General features: G+C 62.2%; 14 protein-coding genes. 7 read left to right on the top strand and 7 right to left on the bottom strand.

From position 1 onward, the window contains the following. Nucleotides 1-53: 53 nt before the first annotated feature. A complete protein-coding gene (locus P3T16_RS24520) occupies nucleotides 54-1,355 on the bottom strand; it encodes a DUF1254 domain-containing protein (protein ID WP_429344255.1) in 1,302 nt (433 codons plus the stop codon). A gap of 239 nt (nucleotides 1,356-1,594) precedes the next feature. On the opposite strand from P3T16_RS24520, the gene P3T16_RS24515 reads away from it, so the two are divergent. Next, on the top strand, nucleotides 1,595-2,968 hold the full coding sequence (locus P3T16_RS24515) for a DUF1254 domain-containing protein (protein ID WP_429344254.1): 1,374 nt from the start codon (nucleotides 1,595-1,597) through the stop codon (nucleotides 2,966-2,968). 269 nt (nucleotides 2,969-3,237) lie between these two features. On the opposite strand, the gene P3T16_RS24510 is transcribed toward P3T16_RS24515, so the two are convergent. After that, entirely contained in the window at nucleotides 3,238-3,381 is a 144-nt protein-coding gene (locus P3T16_RS24510) for a hypothetical protein (protein ID WP_429256178.1), read from the bottom strand. Between the two features lie 92 nt (nucleotides 3,382-3,473). Beyond that, a complete protein-coding gene (locus P3T16_RS24505) occupies nucleotides 3,474-4,229 on the bottom strand; it encodes a sulfite exporter TauE/SafE family protein (protein WP_429344253.1) in 756 nt (251 codons plus the stop codon). 84 nt (nucleotides 4,230-4,313) lie between these two features. Here P3T16_RS24505 and P3T16_RS24500 point away from each other — a divergent pair, with 84 nt between their 5' ends. Continuing rightward, nucleotides 4,314-5,210: a LysR family transcriptional regulator gene (locus tag P3T16_RS24500; protein WP_429344252.1), complete on the top strand. Its 897-nt coding sequence runs from the start codon at nucleotides 4,314-4,316 to the stop codon at nucleotides 5,208-5,210. Nucleotides 5,211-5,229: 19 nt separating this feature from the next. On the opposite strand, the gene P3T16_RS24495 is transcribed toward P3T16_RS24500, so the two are convergent. Further along, nucleotides 5,230-6,075, bottom strand: coding sequence for a DUF72 domain-containing protein (locus P3T16_RS24495; protein ID WP_429344251.1), 846 nt, complete (start codon nucleotides 6,073-6,075; stop codon nucleotides 5,230-5,232). A 404-nt stretch (nucleotides 6,076-6,479) separates the two neighbouring features. Between P3T16_RS24495 and P3T16_RS24490 the strand changes: the two genes are divergently transcribed. Then, nucleotides 6,480-7,592, top strand: coding sequence for a BMP family ABC transporter substrate-binding protein (locus tag P3T16_RS24490; protein ID WP_429256174.1), 1,113 nt, complete (start codon nucleotides 6,480-6,482; stop codon nucleotides 7,590-7,592). Between the two features lie 23 nt (nucleotides 7,593-7,615). Then, nucleotides 7,616-8,167: a nucleoside deaminase gene (locus tag P3T16_RS24485; RefSeq protein ID WP_429256173.1), complete on the top strand. Its 552-nt coding sequence runs from the start codon at nucleotides 7,616-7,618 to the stop codon at nucleotides 8,165-8,167. Here P3T16_RS24485 and P3T16_RS24480 read toward each other — a convergent pair. Beyond that, entirely contained in the window at nucleotides 8,157-10,169 is a 2,013-nt protein-coding gene (locus P3T16_RS24480) for a 7TM diverse intracellular signaling domain-containing protein (RefSeq protein ID WP_429344250.1), read from the bottom strand. The two genes, P3T16_RS24485 and P3T16_RS24480, sit on opposite strands and share 11 nt — an antisense overlap. After that, complete coding sequence (locus P3T16_RS24475; protein WP_429344249.1) at nucleotides 10,079-10,786, bottom strand: response regulator; 708 nt, start codon at nucleotides 10,784-10,786, stop codon at nucleotides 10,079-10,081. The genes P3T16_RS24480 and P3T16_RS24475 overlap by 91 nt, the downstream gene beginning before the upstream one ends. Nucleotides 10,787-11,432: 646 nt before the next feature. Here P3T16_RS24475 and P3T16_RS24470 point away from each other — a divergent pair. Further along, on the top strand, nucleotides 11,433-12,152 hold the full coding sequence (locus P3T16_RS24470; RefSeq protein WP_429344343.1) for a GntR family transcriptional regulator: 720 nt from the start codon (nucleotides 11,433-11,435) through the stop codon (nucleotides 12,150-12,152). 311 nt (nucleotides 12,153-12,463) lie between these two features. Further along, the gene (gene oxlT, locus P3T16_RS24465; RefSeq protein WP_429344248.1) at nucleotides 12,464-13,777 is read left to right on the top strand and encodes an oxalate/formate MFS antiporter; all 1,314 of its coding nucleotides are present in this window, start codon (nucleotides 12,464-12,466) and stop codon (nucleotides 13,775-13,777) included. Nucleotides 13,778-13,939: 162 nt separating this feature from the next. On the opposite strand, the gene P3T16_RS24460 is transcribed toward oxlT, so the two are convergent. Continuing rightward, nucleotides 13,940-14,329, bottom strand: a complete 390-nt coding sequence (locus P3T16_RS24460; RefSeq protein ID WP_429256169.1) for a hypothetical protein — start codon at nucleotides 14,327-14,329, stop codon at nucleotides 13,940-13,942. 506 nt (nucleotides 14,330-14,835) lie between these two features. Here P3T16_RS24460 and oxc point away from each other — a divergent pair. Then, entirely contained in the window at nucleotides 14,836-16,578 is a 1,743-nt protein-coding gene (gene oxc, locus P3T16_RS24455) for an oxalyl-CoA decarboxylase (RefSeq protein ID WP_429344247.1), read from the top strand.

Here is a 16,578-nt window from a genome sequence, read left to right as displayed (position 1 = left end):
GCGGCGTCGAGGGAACGCGGCCTGTCTGTGCGGATCAGACAGGCCGTCGTTCGTTATCCGGCGGCGGTTTCGTCGACGCGCCGGACAGCCGGAATGATGTAGTCTCGCGACAGAATCTCCCTGCGCGGATGGTACAGACGCAGGATCAGATAGAAACGGCCACACGGAGCGGGCAGCCAGTTCGAGACACCCTGCTGCGGTGCCTTGTGCTGAATGAAGATGTCGAGCGAGCCGTCCTGTCCGTACCGCAGATCCCGCGAACGGTCGCCGATCGCGTAGCGCCGGATTGGGTTGTCCGCGAAATAGAAGTCGCTGCCGTAGATCGACACGGACCAGAAAGCATCGACGGGCGGCAGGTGTCCGGCCGGAAAATGCAGCACGTATTGACGCGCGCCGTCGAGTTGCTCGCCACTGGCATCGAAGTCGCCGAGCGCGTAGAGCGCTTCGTCGCTTGCAAGCGCGCCGAGGCCTTTCATCGCCGTGCAGGCTCGCGCGAGGTAGTCGGTGCCGAGACGGCCGCCCGCGTAGTTGATCGACCACGGCAGCGCGCGACGGCTGCGGGTATGGCCTTCGATGAGTTGCATTCCTGCTTCGGCCGCCCGGTTTAAGCCTGCCAGTCGCGCTTCGCTGGCGGACTCCACATCGAAGCGCCGGGCGCGCGCGAGTCCGATGCGCGCGAACTGCGCGACGAGACCTGCATCGACCACGGGCGGCGGATTGTCGGTCATCGCTCTTGCAAGATTTTCGAAGAACCCGATGCCGTTGTGCGGCGATGCCTGGTAGTCGGCCACCGCCTTCGGTAACCGGCTTTTTCCGGTGGCCTGTAGCGTGAACTGGGACTGAAAGGCGCACGCTTCCGCCATGTCGTCGGCGCCGTCGATCAGTACGCGTCCGAGCATCCAGACCAGGTTTGTCGGGCAACGGATTTCTACCGTGCCATCGGGCAACGATCCCGACCAGTCAGGTCCGACAATCGCGAAGCGCGCTGCCGAAGGACCCATGACGCGCGGACCGAGATTATGAAAATTGTCGCTATACGCGTCGACGAATTCCATCACGAAGTAGCGTCCGGTCGGCGCAGGTGTCGACAGCACAACCGGTCCATCGGCGAGATTCAGCCACGCCATCGAGTACAGCAGATCGTTGGCCGGCGTGACGACGTCGCGGTCCTCGTGCGTCCATGGGCGCGGACAGTGCGAGAACTGATTGATCGGTGCGCGACCGCGATCCGTCGGCGCATCGACCGCGGTCATCAGGGCACACGTCCGTACGATCTCGACGAGCGGATAGCCGTAGACGAACGCCTGAAGGCCAACGACGTAGGCCCACTCTTCCTGTGCATTGCCACTGATCATGCTGGGACTCCTCCTGTTTGACTACCTGCGTGCGCGGGCCGTTGCCGGCGCACGCCACAGTCGCCGGTCAAGCCGGAACAGTCACCGCACGCCGCATCAGTCCGCGGAATTTTGTCCGCAAAGTATAGGCAGGCGACCCCGTTCAAGTGTTTAACATGGCGAAACCCTAATTCCGTTATCGGGTGGCGCGGGTAGGCTTGACTCCGTTCCACGTATCCCCTTTTAACGGAGCGGTTCTCATGTCTTTATCAGCAGGCGGTTACGCCGCCGCGCGCGTTCTCCCGGCCGCGACGGATGCAACCGAAGTCCTCGCCACACTCGCGCGCGATGCCGTGCTCTACACGCTGCCGTTGTTCGAAATGGCACGTTCGCGTGCGGTAATGTGCCCGCGCCGCGACGACGACGGTCGATTCGCGGGCGACAGCCCTGATTCAACGGTGTGCTGGATCAACCGGCTCATGCGCGACCGTCAGTTGCTCGGTCCGCAGCACCGCAAGGTTGTGACGCCCAACAACGACACGCTGTATATCAGCGCGTGGCTCGACATCGGCGAAGAACCGCTTGTGCTGACTGTTCCCGATACCGCGAATCGATATTACGTACTGGGCCTGCTGGACTTCTATACGAATCCATTCGACTCCATCGGCACACGCACCACCGGCAACGGCGCCCGCAAGTTCCTGCTGCATCATCGCGATACGCCGCCGCCTGCCGATGCCGATCTGACGGATTGCACGCCGATCGCCTGTCCCACGCGTGACGTCTGGTTGATTGGACGTGTGCTGGTCGACGGTCCGCAGGATTTGCCGGCCGTCCACGCGTTGCAGGATCGTTTCCTTCTGACGACCCTGAACGGTGGTCCTGCGCAGCGCCGTTTCGACGTCGCGATGGAACGACGCGAAACGGCGGGCGATGGGCGCCGTTATGCCGAAGTCGTCAACGCGACGCTCGCACGCAATCCGCCTCCCCCGGCAGAACGGGCGGGTCTCGCCCGGTTCGCCGCTGTCGGCATCGGCGCCGGTATCGATGCGTCGACACTCGATGCGGGGCCGCTCGCCGCGCTCGGTGCAGCGATCGAACAGGTGCTCGCCGAACTGGACGTGCCGCATCCGTCGGCACTCGGCGGCGGCTGGTTCCTGCCGGTCGAAGTGCGCGATTCGTTTGGCGGCGATTACTTCACGCGCGCTCACGTCTGCTGGAATTACATCGGCGCGCTGGGCATCGAGGAGGCGATGTACATCTCCGCCGACTGCGACAGCGAAGGGCGACCGCTCGACGGACGCCATGCCTATGAACTGACGTTCCCGCCAGGTGGCCTGCCAGAGGCCCACGCGTTCTGGTCGATCACGATGTACGACAAGACGTCCTGCATGCTGGTGGAGAACGTCATCGACCGTTACTCGGTCGGCGATCGTTCGTCCCACCTTCGCTACGACGAAGAGGGCCTCACGCTGCGCTTTTCGGCGTCCCAGCCGCACGACGCAACGATGCAGCACAACTGGCTTCCGGCGCCGGCGGGACCGTTCTACGTGACCCTGCGCGTGTATATACCGGGCGCGGCGCATCTCGAACACCGCTTCCCGTATCCGCCCATCCGGCGCGTTGAGTCGTGAGCATGCGGCGTGCGCACTGACCGGAACACGCTGGCGCGGGCGTCGCCGCGTTCGGGTTGATCAATCCTGGGAAATCGCTGCGCCGGCTGCGCGGATCTGCGGCGCTGCGCGAGGAGCGGGATTCAGGCGATGTCGGCCTGCCCGCCGGCGTGCGGGATGAACCGGCAGGAGCGGGTTGACCGATCGCCTGGCGGGGCGTCGCCAATCCGGGTTTTGCGCGCCGGGGCCATTGCGGGCATCGCAACCTTCAGGCGGCTACCCGAAGCGTCTCATCGACGATGCCCAGGCGCGGCGGGTGGCAGCGTTTCATGTTCGACGCTGCGTTCGCGGCTCGCGCGAATCATGGCGATTTTCGCGGCAATGCTGGCGAGCACGGCAAGCGCACCGATCGTATCCAGTAAGGCTGAAATCATCGTACGTCTCCGGGTTCAGGTTTGCTGATTGCAGGAGCGGTGCGTGAACGGGCTTCCTGACAACCATAGAACGTGCGGACGCGTCGTTTATTTCATCGCGGGTAGTACGCGCGAACGAAAAACGCCAGCGTGATGCAGGCAGTCAGCAGCAACGTGCCGGAACGGATCACGGCGGGCGGCGCGCGGCGGCCGACCTGCGCGCCGCCGTACCCGCCCGCAATCGCCGCAACCAGCATGACGAGCGTTTCCGGCCAGTGAACCGCGTGAGCGACGATGAAGGTGAGCACAGCCATCGCGTTCGCCGCACTGACGAGGAGCGTCCGGGGCGCGTTCAGTCGCTTCAGGTCGCCGCTGTCGAGCAGCCCCCAGACGGCGATCATCATGATGCCGACGGCGCCGCCGAAATAGCCGCCATAGACGCCCAGCGCGAACTGAACCGCCAGCACGGCAGAGGGCCAGATGCGCCAGCGACGGCGCAGCCGCTCGCCGATCCGGCGTCCGAACGCCAGCGCAAGACTCGCAATCAGAAGCAGCCAGGGCAGCACGAAGTTGAACGCCGCAGGGGACGTCCACAGAAGCAGAAGCGCGCCGGTGACGCCGCCTGCGATCGTCACTGCGACCAGCGGGCGCAGTGATACGGCACCGACAGGGCCGAGCCCATCGCGATACGCCCACGCGCTGGTGATGCCGCCCGGAAACAGCGCGACCGTGCTCGAAGCGTTCGCCTGAACCGGTGGCACGCCCGCAAGAATCAGCGCCGGCAAACTGACGAACGAGCCGCCGCCAGCGAGCGCATTCATCGCGCCCGCCAGCAGACCCGCACCTGACAGTAACAAAAACTGGTTCATTCGAAGGATCGTAGCGACAGCCTTGTGCGTCCGCAATCTGGCTTTTCCAATGCTAGACTTCGCCAAAACCGAAGGGAGCTGCCAATGCGATTCGATCTGACCGACTTGCGGTTATTTTTGAGCGTCGTCGAACACGGCAGCCTGACCCAGGGCGCACGGGCGATGAATCTCGCGTTGGCTTCCGCAAGCGAGCGCATTTCAGGGATGGAGTCCGCGCTCGGCGCGCCGCTCCTCGACCGGACTCGCCGCGGCGTGCGCACAACCGCCGCCGGCGACGCTTTGGTGAGGCACGCGCGGCTGATTCTCGAGCAGGTCCAGCAGATGCGCGGCGAGCTGCATACGTACGCGACGGGTTTGAAGGGGCGCATCAGGCTGCTGTCGAACACCGCCGCGCTCGCCGCCTTTCTTCCGCAGCAGCTCTGCCGCTTTCTGGCGGCGTGGCCTGATCTTTCGGTCGATCTCGAAGAGCGTCCGAGCAGCGAGATCGTCCTCGCGATCGCGGAAGGACGCGCCGAGGTGGGCATCGTCGCGGACATCGCGGATCTGACGACGCTGCAAACCCATCTTTTGGCGCGCGATCAGCTGGTGGTCGTCGTGAGCACGATGCATCGCATGGCCGGGCAGGCCAGCGTGGCGTTTGCGGATATCGTCGGCGAGGCGTTTGTCGGGCTGTCGGATGCGGCGCTGGAAACCCATCTGGGCGAGCGCGCGTCACGTCTTGGCCGGCAGGTGAATTACCGGCTCAAGCTGCGCAGCGCGGAGAACGTGGCGACGCTCGTCGAAGCGGGCATTGGCATCGCGATTTTGTCAGAAGCGTCGGCCGCGGCGCTTCATCGGCCGGGTCTTGCGATTCTGCCGCTCTCTGAGCCGTGGGGGGCGCGGAAACTCCATCTCTGTGCGCGCGATTTCGCGACGCTGACGCCACATGCGAGGCTGCTCGCGCAACATCTCAAGGAGAGCAGCGCGGTGCCAGCTGGCTAGCCGCGCGGCACGGCGTGACTCACGCTTTATCTTTTCCTAACCGCTTGAGTATCGCGATGCCGGCCGCCGGGTTGTGCGCCTTGAATCCGCTGATCACGTAGAGATAGACATCACGGGCAGTGTCTCCGGATGCGCCGGCTTTGCCAACCAGATCAAGCCCTTTCGGCGTGCCGCCGGATGCCCACGTACGCGCACGCTCAGTCCACAGATCGAGTGTCGCGCCCGGATAACCTTGCGATTGCGCTTCGGTCGTGCCCATGATTCGCGCGTAGATGAAAGGCGCGGTCGGGTCCGCGATCTGCGGATATTTCGAGTCACCCGCGATCACGATCGCGACCTCGTATTTGCGGGCTAGAGCGACAAAGGCTTCGTCACGAAAGCTCTCGTGTCGCACTTCGACAGCATGACGGATCGCGCGTCCATCGACACGCTTCGGCAGCAGCTCGAGAAAGCCTTCGAAATCGTCGGGATCGAACTGTTTGGTGGTCGCGAATTGCCAGTTGATCGGCCCGAGCTTGTTCTTCAGTTCGAGCACGCCGCTCGCAAAGAATCGCTCGACGGAATCACCCGCTTCCGAGAGCACCCGCCGGTTAGTGGCGAAACGCGGCGCTTTCAGCGAAAAGACGAAGTCGTCCGGTGTTTCGTCGTGCCACTTTGCGAACGTCGCAGGCTTTTGCGAGCCGTAGAATGTGCCGTTGACCTCGATGGTCGTGAGCTGACTGCTGGCGTATTCGAGCTCGCGCTTTTGCGCGAGCCCTTCGGGATAGAACACGCCGCGCCACGGCTCGAAGGTCCAGCCGCCGATGCCGACCCGGATCTGTCCTGTCTTTTCTGCTGATTTCACCGCCGTCTTTCGCGTCGCCATGAATCACTCCTTCTTGAGCAATCGATGCGCTCAAGTGTAGTGAATCGGCAGGACACGTGCTGCGATTCCTCTTCTGGGAACGCCCCACGCCGCGCTTAGGCCGCTTCTGCCCGCATCGCCTGGTGACGTTTCGCGCCACCGCCAAACGCGCGGCTTTAAAGGCGTTTGCATGCGCAACGAAGTGCATCGCGCACACACTTGATGCGCACGGCACCAGTGAAGTGCGTGAACGCGTATCACATCATCGAAGGCTTTAAGCAATAGATGGCGATTCCGTTATACCGGCGATAACATGCGCAATTACTTCGCTGCGAATTGGCCCTGGACTATAGCTGTTCTGCTGTGAAGATAACCAGAGCCTGCTGACAGGCATTTCAAACCGACGACCCGCTACCGGAGAATTCATGAAAACAAAGATGGCTCGCGTGCTGCATCGCTCATTGCGCATCTCGACTGCTGTTCTCGCCGTGTTCGGCGCAACCGTAGCCCTTAGCGCCAGCGCCGCGGCACCGCAGCCGCTTGGCATCGCGTTCGTCTATCTCGGCAACCCTGGCGACGCCGGCTGGACCTACGCGCACGAGCAGGGCGTCAAGGCCGTTGAGGCGCAGTTCGGCGACAAGGTGAAGGTCACCCGCGTCGAGAATGTGCCGGAGTCGGCGGATTCGGAACGTGTGTTCCGCGATCTGGCGAACAAGGGCAACAGGATCATCGTGGGGTCGAGCTTCGGCTTCCAGGACTTCCAGCTCAAGGTTGCAAAGGATTTCCCGGACACCGTGTTCGAACACGCGACCGGCTACAAGAAGGCCGCGAACTTCAGCACGTATGACGTGCGCACCTATCAAAGCGCGTATCTCGCTGGCCTGATCGCCGGTTATACGACGAAGACGAAGACGCTGGGTTTCGTCGGTTCGGTGCCGGTGCCGGAAGTGGTGCGCAACATCAACGCGTTCACGCTCGGCGCGCGTTCGGTGAATCCGGACGCGAAGGTGAAGGTTATCTGGATCAACAGCTGGTTCGATCCGGGCCGCGAAAAGCAGGCTGCCGAAACGCTGATCGGCGAAGGCGCGGACGTGCTGATCCAGAACACCGATTCGACCGCGACGATGCAGACCGCCGAGCAGAAAAAGGTGCATGCTTTCGGCTGGGATTCGGACATGAAGAAGTTCGGCCCGAATGCGCAGCTGGGCGCGTGCGTGAGCAACTGGGGCGTCTATTACACGCATCTCGTGGAGCAGGTACAGTCCGGCAAGTGGACGAATGCGCCGGTATGGTGGGGTCTGAAAGAGAAGGCGATCGATCTGGCCGACATCAATACGGACGCGGTTTCGCCGGCTACACAGAAAGCAATGGCGCAAAAGCGTGACGACATCATCTCCGGCAGGTTCGATCCGTTCACGGGCCCGCTCAAGGACCAGACGGGCGTCATCAAGGTGGCCGCAGGCAAGTCGCTTAGCGATGCGGAACTGCTGCGTTTGAACTGGTTCGTTCAGGGCGTCGACGGTACGGTGCCGAAGTAACGCTAAACAACAGGAGACATTCAGTGAGCCTCACAGTCGCATCCGGTTCTGCCGGCGAAGCATCCACGTATCCGCCGCAAGGCCTGACCCCGACGCGCGAACAGATCGTGCGTCATCTGCGGCATTCGAGTGCGATCGCCGAACGCGCGACATTGATGGGGCATCACCCGTTCGGCGCGATCCTGGTCGGTCCGGATCAGGAGACCGTGTTGATGGAGCAGGGCAACGTCGACACGGTCAATCACGCCGAATCCGTGCTCGCGCGTGTGGCTGCGCTGAACTTCACGCCGGAGTATCTGTGGGGCTGCACGCTGTACACGTCGGTTGAGCCGTGCTGCATGTGCGCGGGCACGGCTTACTGGGCGAACATCGGTCGTGTGGTCTTCGGCATGACGGAAAAGCGTCTGCTGGAGGCCACGGGCAGTCACACCGAAAATCCGACGATGAGCGTGTCCTCACGCTACGTCTTCGATCATTGCCAGAAGCCCGTGGAACTGATCGGCCCTGTCGAGGAAGTCGAGGAAGAGGTGATGCGCGTTCAAGACGCGTTCTGGAAAACGCGCGTCACGGAGTAGTGGTTTCTGTCGCGGACCTTGCGTGCGGTGCGGGTGCGGACGAGGTGTGCGATCCGCCCGCGCTCGCAACGCCGCTATTCTCGCGCGGGAAATGCACGCTGAGAACGGTAGCGCCCTTCGTGGACTCAACGCTCAACGTCCCACCAAGACGCCGTGTGCGAGCCCGCATGCTGCGCATGCCGGTGCCCGGATGCTGGCCGATCGCATCGGGATCGAAGCCCATGCCGTTGTCCCTCACGGTCAGCCTCACGCCTTCGTTGTCGCTGGCCAGGTCGATATCCACGCGGCTTGCCCGGCTGTGCTTGAGCACATTCGTTAGCGCTTCCTGAAGCGTGCGCATCACATCGAGACTGTGAGACGCCGGCAGATAGCATTGCTCAAGGCCGCTAACGGTCCAGTGACATTCAATGCGATGGCTTTCGAACAGACGCGTCAGCCGGTGCCGCAACGGGCTGATCTGCGCGTCCAGCGCGTATTCGCCCGACTGATGGTTCGATGCTGTATCGATGATGATGCGCAGGTCGTCGCGCAACTCCTTCAGGATCGACAGGAACTGGTCCGGCGCGATGTCATGCGGCGCGCGTTCAAGCGTCGCGATACTGCTGACGAGCGTGCCGCCCAGACCGTCGTGAAGATCGTGCGCGAGATTGAGCCGCTCGCCGAGACGGGCATTTGCCACTTCTAGCGTGTGCTGGCGCTGTAACGTCGATTCGAGTTCGGTCCTGGCGGCTTCGATGCGCACGGTGAGCCTGTCGTTGAACTGCTCGATGCCGCGCAGATTCGCGACAAAACGCCAGGCTAGCACGAGCGCCATGCCGATCGTCTGCAGTTGCGAGGTCAGCGCGGTGTAGTAGTGGTTGTCGCTGAAAATCCCGAGGAACGTCAGCAGATCGTGCGCGCCGGCCGCGACAAAAATCGCGATGCAGAACGACAGGATGCGATGGTCCGTCCGTCCGCTTCGCCACGCGAAGGCCAGAAACGCGAAACAGGTCGCGAAGAACGAGCACGCCTGGGCGGTCGCCAGCACGGCACGCGTAGCGCTCATATGGCTGTGCGGCGTCGCCAGCATCGCGACCGTGCCCAGCGCGACGAGCAGCCAGAGCGCGGCCTCGATGCGAGGCAGCCGCCGCTCGCAAAATCGTGCGATGAACATCGTGAACGATGCGCTATAGACGATCAGCGCGATCGAATTCGCGGCTTCCCAGCTATCGGTGGTGATGAACGGCCAGGGTGTTGTCACGACCTGATTGAGCGCGACCCACCACCACGCCAGCGACATCAGACTGAACCAGCCGTACGGCGCTTCCTGCCTGCGCATCAACCACAGCGACAGAAAGAAGCAGCCCAATGTCGCCGTGACGGCGAGGCTGAAGAGTTGCAGATCGTGACGCAGCCGGTAAGCGCTGTCATATTGCGCGATGACGACAGCAGGATCGCCGATCGACACGGGCCCGAGACCTGGCTGATACTGCGATTGACCCGCGACGCGAACCAGCAGCGTGTTCGTTCCTTCGCGCAGCAGCGGCGGCGGAAGCAGTTGATAGCGAGGCGTGTTCCAGGCGCGCGTCAATGGCTCGGTCAGATGCGGGTCGCGCATCAGTAACGTGCCGTTCAGATAGATGGCGCCGGCCATGTTCAGATAGTCGAGCATCAACGCAACAGGCTGGGCCGTACCCGCCTGTCGCCACGTCAGCCGGTACCAGACGTCGCCGTCGAAGTCGGGCCATCGCGACGACCAGTCATCGGGTAACGAAACAGAAGTCCAGCCGGCGGCCGGCGGCGTATCGGCCGGCTGTGCGGCGCGCGCAGCTTCGATACGCGTGAACGCCCCCGTATCGGACGACGTCTGCGCGGCAGCGATATTCGAGTGCAGCGCGAGCACCGCGACGAACGCCGCGGCAAGCGGCCCGATCAGGGTAACAAGCCATGCGTGCGCGCTTCGAAGACCGCCTGCGTGCGCGAATTTACTGCCAGTTTCTTGTAGATATTCTTGATGTGGCATTCGACCGTCAACCTTGACAGGGACAGCAAACCGGCGATTTCCCGATTGGTCAGCCCCTTGCCCACCAGCGACAGAATTTCGATTTCGCGTGCGCTAAGCGGCGATACGGTGACAGTCTGCGGCGTGTGGATGTCTTCCGTCACAGACGAAGGCCCCGTGGTGCCGACCAGATCGAGAATGCGTCTGGCGACGAACGGATCGATCGGCGCGCCGCCGCGCAGTGCGCTGCGAACTGAGAGCGATATTTCGATGTCGTCGCGTTCCTTGAGCAGATAACCGGTGGCGCCCGCCTGCAACGCAGTCACGATGATGTGCTCGGTGCTCCACGCGGAGATTACCAGAATCGGCAAGGCCGGATCGCGTTCATGCAGCGTGCGGATGAGATCAATGCCGTTGCCGTCCGGCAGCCCGACATCGATCAGCGCCATCGCAAACGGCTGATCCGCGAGCAGTGCTCTGGCGGCGCCGATACTGCCGGCAAACGCTAGCGCTTCATCGGTATAGCCGAGTGTCGCGAGGATGCCGCGCATCCTGTCCTGCATCAAGGGTTCGTCTTCGACGACCAGCAGCGGTCCCGGGAGGACTGACTCGCTGACGTTAGAAAAGGCCTGGCTCATGGATGAAATAGTGGTTTCGAAGGGGTGGGGCGCGGCATGCTTAACCGTACAGTGCGGGCGCACGGCCTGCATCGGCAACTTACCTGAAATCATGTCGCGCGGATGACGAAACTATCGGGTGTCGGGGCTGCATTGCGAATACCTGGTTCCAGGTATTGTTGCTGACGCGTGCGCGCGGTCAAATCGGCGCGTTGTCGGTGGGTGCCTGCAGATGGCCCGGACGTCAATCTAACGCTACACACAAAACGTGCTGTGCAGAGCGTAGTTCCGTGGCGCGGTCCCAAGGGCGCTGCGTGTGTGTTGGAGCCGACGCGGTTGCGGTCGGCTCCTTTTTTTTGGGCACGCGCATCGGTTGCGATGTGCGTCGCAACGCGTTCGCGTCAGGGCAGCCTGTAGTAAAACGTCGTGCCGCAGATGCAGAGCGGCTTTATGAGCGCGCCGGCTGGCCGCGCGCCGGCGTCGTGCCGAAGTACGCGTTGATGCCCGACGGCGCATTCCCCCGGCAGAAAATCAACGCTCAATAAGCCAACCGACCCTCGATTCATACCTGATATACTAAATTCAATATTCCGCCACGATCTTCGCTTATCGCCGGACGCAAGCTGAACGCGTCGCGCGGCCGCGCAGGTCCAACCTGGGGCGACGCATCTTGTCAGAACTTCATACGGAGATAGCGGCGACGCCGCTGACGCTGTCGCTGCGGCCGATCGGCGCGAGCGTGAGCCTGCGCGACCGCGCATACGCGATGCTGCGCCAGGCCATCGCCGACGCCGACATCTACCAGACGCGCGAAGACGTGCGCCTCGACGACCGCGTGTTGAGCGAGTCGCTCGGCGTGAGCCGCACGCCGGTTCGCGAGGCGATGACGCGGCTCGAACAGGAAGGCTTTCTGCGCACGGTGCCGCGGCGTGGCATCTATATCGTGCGCAAGAGCAAGCGTGAAATCGTCGAGATGATCCAGATGTGGGCGGCGCTCGAAAGCATGGCGGCGCGGCTCGCCACGCTGCACGCTACCGACGCGGAGATCGCCCGGCTGCGCCACATGTTCGATCATTTCCACGACACGACGCCGACGGAGCACATCGCCGATTACTCCGACGCGAATATTGCGTTTCACCAGGCGATTGTCGAACTGTCGAAGTCGCAGGTCATTCTCGATACGATCAGGAACATCTTTATTCACGTGCGCGCGATTCGCCGCCTGACGATTTCGCAGAGCGATCGCGCGTCGCGTTCGATCGTCGATCATCTGCGCATCATCGAGGCACTTGAGAAGCGCGATACCGAACTGGCCGAACGGCTCACGCGTCAGCATTCGCTCGACCTCGCTGCATTCGTCGAAGCGCACTGCGATTTCCTCGACTGAATACCGCGTATTGCGACGAGGGTTCATCGAGCACGGAAGCCCGGCACGTCATCTGACGGCCGGGCTTTTTGCGCTGACGCGCTTGCGTGCTGTATTCCGCGCGCTCCGACCGTATTGCGAAGGGCAATCCATAAGCGGGCAAAGGTCGATGCATAAACGATAGCGAATGAACACGATAACGAATTTTGATTATTAGTAATTCTGTAATGTACTTAGCATGACTCCGTATAAGCCGGCGCAGCACGATGCGATACGACGCTCTACGCATAGCGCAAGACACCGGCACAAATCAGATAGCGGAGACAAGGCACATGAATGGAATGACCCGGCAATCCCCGGCGAGCCCCTTTTGGGCGAACCGCTGGTGTCAACTGGTGATCGGCATGTTGTGCATGGCGCTGGTCGCGAATCTTCAGTATGCGTGGACCCTGTTCGTTGCACCGATGAACGCGCGGCATCACTGGGGCGAAGCGTCGATCCAGCTGGCTTTTTCGATTTTCATCCTGACTGAAACGTGGCTCGTGCCGATCGAAGGCTGGCTTGTCGATCGCTTCGGACCTCGCCCGGTGGTTGCTGTCGGTGCGGTCTGCGCGGGTGTCGCGTGGATCATGAATTCGTATGCGACAACGTTGCCTGAACTGTATGCGGCGTCCGTCATTGCCGGGATCGGGGCGGGCGGCGTGTATGGCACGTGTGTCGGCAACGCGCTGAAATGGTTTCCGGACCGGCGCGGTCTCGCGGCCGGGCTGACAGCGGCGGGCTTCGGCGCTGGCGCTGCGGTCACCGTGATTCCAATCGCCAACATGATCACGCGCTCGGGCTACGAACATACGTTTCTGTTCTTCGGCATTCTTCAAGGCGCGAGCATCCTGGTGCTGGCGCTGCTGTTGTTCAAACCTGCGCCGCGCCCGGTATCGGCAGCGAAAAAGAAGTTCGCTGTCAGCAAGGTCGATTACACGCCGGGGCAGATGATCAAGGCTCCGGTGTTCTGGGTGATCTACCTGTCGTTCGTCGCAGTTGCGGCCGGCGGCCTGATGGCGACCGCGCAGATCGGCCCCATCGCGAAAGACTGGGGCCTTGCCCGCCTGCCGATGACCTTCTTCGGCATGACGTTGCCACTCCTCACGATGACGCTTTCCATCGACAACATCTGCAACGGCTTTACGCGTCCGCTCTGCGGCTTCATCTCCGACAAGCTCGGGCGCGAGAACACGATGTTCGTGATCTTTATCGGCGAAGGGCTCGCGCTACTCGGGTTGATGCAGTACGGGACGAACCCGTATGCGTTCATGACGTTCGCGGCACTGATCTTCCTGTTCTGGGGCGAGATCTTTTCGATTTTCCCGGCGATCTGCGCGGACACGTTCGGCAGCAAATATGCGGCTGCCAACGCGGGCACCTTGTATACGGCGAAGGGCACCGCTTCGCTGATCGTGCCGCTTGCGTCAGTGCTGTCCGCGACGGGCGGCTGGAATCTGGTCTTCATCGTCGCAGCCGTGGTGACGATCGCGGCGGGGATCTCGGCGAAGTTCATTCTCGCGCCAATGCGTAAGCGCTGGATCGAATCGAGCGATGGGAGCGCGGTGAATGCCAGTGTCGGCACGGGTTCGCGTCTGAGCCACTGACACTGGCGGCGGGTAACAACAACGGACAACGAGGGTCGCGCAGCACGATAAAACTCACCCCGACGCGAATGCGTCGGGGTGAGTTTTACACGCATAGCGAGCGCGTTTGCCGCGCGTGACAGCGCGGCTGGCTAAAGTTGATTCAGGTTGATTCCGGTTGCCTCAGGCGCCAGCAAGAGCGGGCAGATCGGGTTCACCAGACCAGTACGCTGCGAACGAAAAGCTCTGCGAAGCCGGTTGTGTGGCATGCGCGTTGACGCTGGCCTCCGTGCGCGCCGGCAGGACGTCCGGCGAGAGTGCGGTCTTCTTCGCGAGAATCGCTTCGCTCAGAAACGCCGCGCTGTACGCGTTCAGCAGATGCGGATGGTGCGTCTCGATGTACGCGACGATGCGCGCCTGTTCGCCTTCGATCGAAGTGAGCGATTCAAGCGTCTGTGCGTCCCAGCGGAAGCGCAGTCCAAGTTCGGCGAACGCCGTGTTGAATGCGCAAAGCTGGGTCCGGATTGCCTGTTCGCGTTCCGTGTGGTGTCCGTGGATGTGTGCGTCGCCCATGTTGTCTCTCCGGTGGTCGATTACGTAGACACAGCGTAGGGCGCCAGAACGATAGATGATAGTTAAAGATTATTTCGATAAACATAAGCTTTAACTTATGTATCGCGGAACAAGCGCCTCTCTCATTCGACCGGAAAAGTCATGTACTCGTATTTGATATTCAAAATGAAGAATGTTTCGATGAGCCGTTTTTCATGTGTAGATGGATCTCGTCGAAGCGCAAACGGCAGCGTGGAGGGCTGGAAATGGCCATTCGCCTGATGGAACATACGTGGACCGTCATCAGCCAAAAATCACCCGGCGTCGCTTGCCGATCGTGCTTCATCCGCCACGCAACATTGACGCACCGCCGCAGCACTTTCGCGGAAAGTGAGCAAAACCACCCACCTCAGCCACGCTGCAGAGCAGCACAGACAACCATCGGGCAAAACCCGCTTGACTAATATTGTGTTTGGAATATTGTATATCACGAGACAACACACACGCCCCGCCAAGGAGGAGACGTCATGGCAGAAGTAGTTGGGACCATTGAATCGCAGACCGCCCCTGCAGAAGTTGCGCAGCAAACGACTGACGGCTTTCACCTCGTCATCGATGCCCTGAAGGCAAACGACATCGACACGATCTTCGGTCTGGTCGGCATTCCTATCACCGACCTCGCTCGCCTTGCGCAAGCCGAGGGCATGCGCTTCATCGGCTTTCGCCATGAGCAGCACGCGGGCAACGCGGCGGCTATCGCCGGCTATATGACGAAGAAGCCGGGCATCTGCCTGACGGTGTCCGCACCCGGCTTCCTCAACGGCCTCACGGCGCTCGCGAACGCCACCACGAACTGCTTCCCGATGATCCTCATCAGCGGCTCCAGCGAGCGCGAGATCGTCGATTTGCAGCAGGGCGATTACGAAGAGATGGATCAGCTGAATGCAGCGAAACCCTACGCGAAAGCGGCGTATCGCGTGCTGCACGCTGAAGACATCGGCATCGGCGTCGCCCGTGCGATTCGCGCAGCGGTGTCCGGTCGTCCCGGCGGCGTGTATCTCGACTTGCCGGCGAAGCTGCTGGCCCAGACGATGGACGCCGTGAAAGCGAAGAAGTCGCTGGTGCGCGTCATCGACGCGGCGCCGCGTCAACTGCCCGCGCCTGAATCGGTCAAGCGCGCGCTCGATCTGCTGAAGGGCGCGAAGCGTCCGCTGATCCTGCTCGGCAAGGGCGCGGCCTACGCGCAGGCCGACGCGGAAATCCGCGCCTTCGTCGAGAAGACCGGCATTCCGTATCTGCCGATGTCGATGGCGAAGGGCTTGCTGCCGGATACGCATGAGCAGTCGGCATCGGCGGCGCGCTCGTTCGTGCTGGCCGAAGCGGACGTCGTCGTGCTGATCGGTGCGCGTCTGAACTGGCTGCTGTCGCACGGCAAGGGCAAGACCTGGGGCGCGCCAAAGCAGTTCGTCCAGATCGACATCTCGCCGACGGAAATCGACAGCAACGTGGCGATCGCCGCGCCCGTCATCGGCGATATCGGGTCGTGCGTGTCGGCGCTCGTAGCCGGCATCGATTCGAGCTTCACGAAGCCCAGCATCGAATGGACGGGCGCGATCACCGAGCGCAAGAGCACGAACCTCGCGAAGATGGCCGCGACGCTCGCCAAGAATCCGTCGCCGATGAATTTCCACAGCGCACTGCGCGCGATCCGCGACGTACTGAAGACGCGTCCCGACATCAACGTCGTCAACGAAGGCGCCAATACGCTCGACTACGCCCGCAGCATTATCGACATGTATGAACCGCGCAAGCGCTTCGACTCGGGCACGTGGGGAATCATGGGCATCGGCATGGGCTTCGCGATCGGCGCGGCGGTGACGAGCGGCAAGCAGGTCGTCGCGATCGAAGGTGACAGCGCATTCGGCTTTAGCGGCATGGAACTCGAAACCATCTGCCGCTATGACCTGCCGGTCTGCACGATTGTGTTCAACAACAACGGCGTCTATCGCGGCACGGATGTGAACCCGACTGGCGGCAAGGACGTTGCGCCGACCGTGTTCGTGAAGGGTGCGCGCTACGACAAGATGATCGAAGCATTCGGTGGCATCGGCCACAACGCGACGACACCCGAGGAACTGACGAAGGCGCTGCTCGGAGCGATCGCATCGGGCAAGCCGACGCTCATCAACGCAGTGATCGACGAGGCCGCTGGCACCGAAAGCGGCCGTCTGACGAATCTGAATCCGCAAAGCGCGGCAATGAAGAAATAA

This window comes from Paraburkholderia sp. GAS42 (assembly GCF_050436565.1).
In the GTDB taxonomy this organism is placed as follows: domain Bacteria; phylum Pseudomonadota; class Gammaproteobacteria; order Burkholderiales; family Burkholderiaceae; genus Paraburkholderia.
Note: the sequence above shows the minus strand (reverse complement) of the source record. Positions and strands in the feature narration are given on the sequence as shown.

Bases quoted from the DNA above. Each gene is read 5' to 3' on its own strand.
- P3T16_RS24520 (WP_429344255.1), bottom strand. From the start codon at position 1,355: ATGATCAGTGGCAATGCACAGGAAGAGTGGGCCTACGTCGTTGGCCTT.
- P3T16_RS24515 (WP_429344254.1), top strand. From the start codon at position 1,595: ATGTCTTTATCAGCAGGCGGTTACGCCGCCGCGCGCGTTCTCCCGGCC.
- P3T16_RS24510 (WP_429256178.1), bottom strand. From the start codon at position 3,381: ATGATTTCAGCCTTACTGGATACGATCGGTGCGCTTGCCGTGCTCGCC.
- P3T16_RS24505 (WP_429344253.1), bottom strand. From the start codon at position 4,229: ATGAACCAGTTTTTGTTACTGTCAGGTGCGGGTCTGCTGGCGGGCGCG.
- P3T16_RS24500 (WP_429344252.1), top strand. From the start codon at position 4,314: ATGCGATTCGATCTGACCGACTTGCGGTTATTTTTGAGCGTCGTCGAA.
- P3T16_RS24495 (WP_429344251.1), bottom strand. From the start codon at position 6,075: ATGGCGACGCGAAAGACGGCGGTGAAATCAGCAGAAAAGACAGGACAG.
- P3T16_RS24490 (WP_429256174.1), top strand. From the start codon at position 6,480: ATGAAAACAAAGATGGCTCGCGTGCTGCATCGCTCATTGCGCATCTCG.
- P3T16_RS24480 (WP_429344250.1), bottom strand. From the start codon at position 10,169: ATGCCACATCAAGAATATCTACAAGAAACTGGCAGTAAATTCGCGCAC.
- P3T16_RS24475 (WP_429344249.1), bottom strand. From the start codon at position 10,786: ATGAGCCAGGCCTTTTCTAACGTCAGCGAGTCAGTCCTCCCGGGACCG.
- oxlT (WP_429344248.1), top strand. From the start codon at position 12,464: ATGAATGGAATGACCCGGCAATCCCCGGCGAGCCCCTTTTGGGCGAAC.
- P3T16_RS24460 (WP_429256169.1), bottom strand. From the start codon at position 14,329: ATGGGCGACGCACACATCCACGGACACCACACGGAACGCGAACAGGCA.
- oxc (WP_429344247.1), top strand. From the start codon at position 14,836: ATGGCAGAAGTAGTTGGGACCATTGAATCGCAGACCGCCCCTGCAGAA.